General features: G+C 61.7%; 2 protein-coding genes. Both read right to left on the bottom strand.

What is annotated here, in order from left to right; translation table 11 throughout:
- Window positions 1-255: 255 nt before the first annotated feature.
- Window positions 256-660, bottom strand: coding sequence for a pilus assembly protein TadG-related protein (locus tag EOA22_RS32520; protein WP_245478742.1), 405 nt, complete (start codon window positions 658-660; stop codon window positions 256-258).
- A 297-nt stretch (window positions 661-957) separates the two neighbouring features.
- Window positions 958-1,735, bottom strand: a 778-nt coding sequence (locus tag EOA22_RS32515; protein WP_164756138.1) for an NADP-dependent oxidoreductase, incomplete at its 5' end; no start/stop codon positions are given.

Genomic DNA, 1,735 nt, shown 5'->3' with positions numbered 1-1,735 from the left:
GCGGTACTCCTCCATCGCCTTGGAAATCGGCATGTCGCCGGTTCCCGCGTAGCGGCCGGCAAAGGGGTGTTTCCCCAAAACAGCAACAGGAAGGCCATCAGGCGAAACCTCCGTGGTCTCAACGACCCTGAAAGCTTTCTTGTCGAAAAGGAAGTTGGCCTCACCGGTGTTTTTTGTCGCCCTGCGCGCGAGTGCTGCGGGCCGCCAGTTTTGGCTGAAACCGGTAATGTACGAGCAGCCCTCAGAGCGGCTGGATCACCTCCCATCTGACCGAGCCTCGCTCGGCCGCTTTTTCACAGGGAGGAAGGGACAAGGAAAGGGCACAGGGGGCATGGAGTAACTTGCCATGGCCTGCGCGGTGGCGGTGCCATTGGCGGAAACCACAAAGCTGTTCAGTGTCGGGGTACCCAGGCCATGGTTGGCGATGAAGGTATCCTGCAGCATAGTCTGGCGCTGCGCCAACGTTGAGGTTGTGTCCATACCGGTGATCGATAGGACCGCGGCATCCAGCGCCTGCTGCTCGTTGGACCGGGTCTGGACCGCCCTGGTATAGTCGACCGAGAACCCGATGGCGGTGATGATGGGCGCCAGCATGAAAACAAACAACGGGGCCATCGAACCGTCATGGGAACGCGCGAACCGCCCAACAATTCTCAGCATGTTTCTACTCCCGACGGACATTAGCCTACGCGCATATACCACGCGACGGCAAAGCAAGGTCTAAAGCTATCGATCAATGTTTAATCGTCTCTCGCCGCTAAGCCTGGGTCTTTGCCTCCAGGCTTCAGATTCAACAAACAACGCAGTATTGGATCAAAATCTCGCCAGCTACCGGGATTGCTGCAGGCAGAGGCTAGCGAACTCGAACTCCCAAGATGCAATCACATCTGACGCTGCGGCATTTGCCGCGGACCTTAGGCTTTCAAGGAGAGGAACTGCCCTCTCTCCCCCGAGTCCTCACGGCCGAACGCGGATGACCGTCTTTCCCGCACGCCGCTCGGTCGAATTGAAGGTGGCGACGGCATCTTCAAGGCTGGAGACCTTGCCGATATTCGTCCGCAGTCGTCCGTCCCGGATCCGCTGAACGATCTCCCAAAGCTGGCCGCGATCAGCCTCGACGACGAAGTCAATCGCCAGGCCATCTGCAGGTCGAATATCCGTCGGTCCAACGACTGTCACAAGCGTTCCTCCGGCCCGGATCAGGGCCGCGGACCGCTTCTGGATATCGCCGCCGATGACGTCGAACACCAGGTCGACGCCGCCAACCTCCTCCAGTTTGTCGTTGTCGAGATCGACGAACTCATTCGCGCCGAAGTCGAGCGCCTTCTGGCGGTCGGCGGCGCGTCCGCTGCCGATGACATAGGCCCCGGCCTCCCTTGCAAGCTGCGTCACCATCGAACCGACGGCACCGGCCGCGCCGTGCGCGAGCACGCTTTGCCCCGCCTGAAGGCGGCCATGCTGGAACAGCCCCTGCCACGCGGTCAGGCCGGAGATCGGCAGGCTCGCACCCACCGTGAAGTCAACGTCGCCGGGCAGCGGCGCGAGATTGCGTGCCTCCATGGCGACATACTCAGCGAGGGTCCCGTCGCGATGCCAGTCGGCGAGGCCGAATACGCGCTGACCGATTGACAGTCCCGTGGTGCCGTAGCCGAGCGCAGTGACCACACCTGCGAGCTCATGGCCGAGGATCGATGGCGTCCGGTCACGGAAGGCTCGATCGGCCCAGGTCGAAGGC

Source organism: Mesorhizobium sp. M7A.F.Ca.US.014.04.1.1 (assembly GCF_003998745.1).
Lineage (GTDB): Bacteria > Pseudomonadota > Alphaproteobacteria > Rhizobiales > Rhizobiaceae > Mesorhizobium > Mesorhizobium ciceri.
This window is presented reverse-complemented; position numbering and strand designations above follow the sequence as displayed.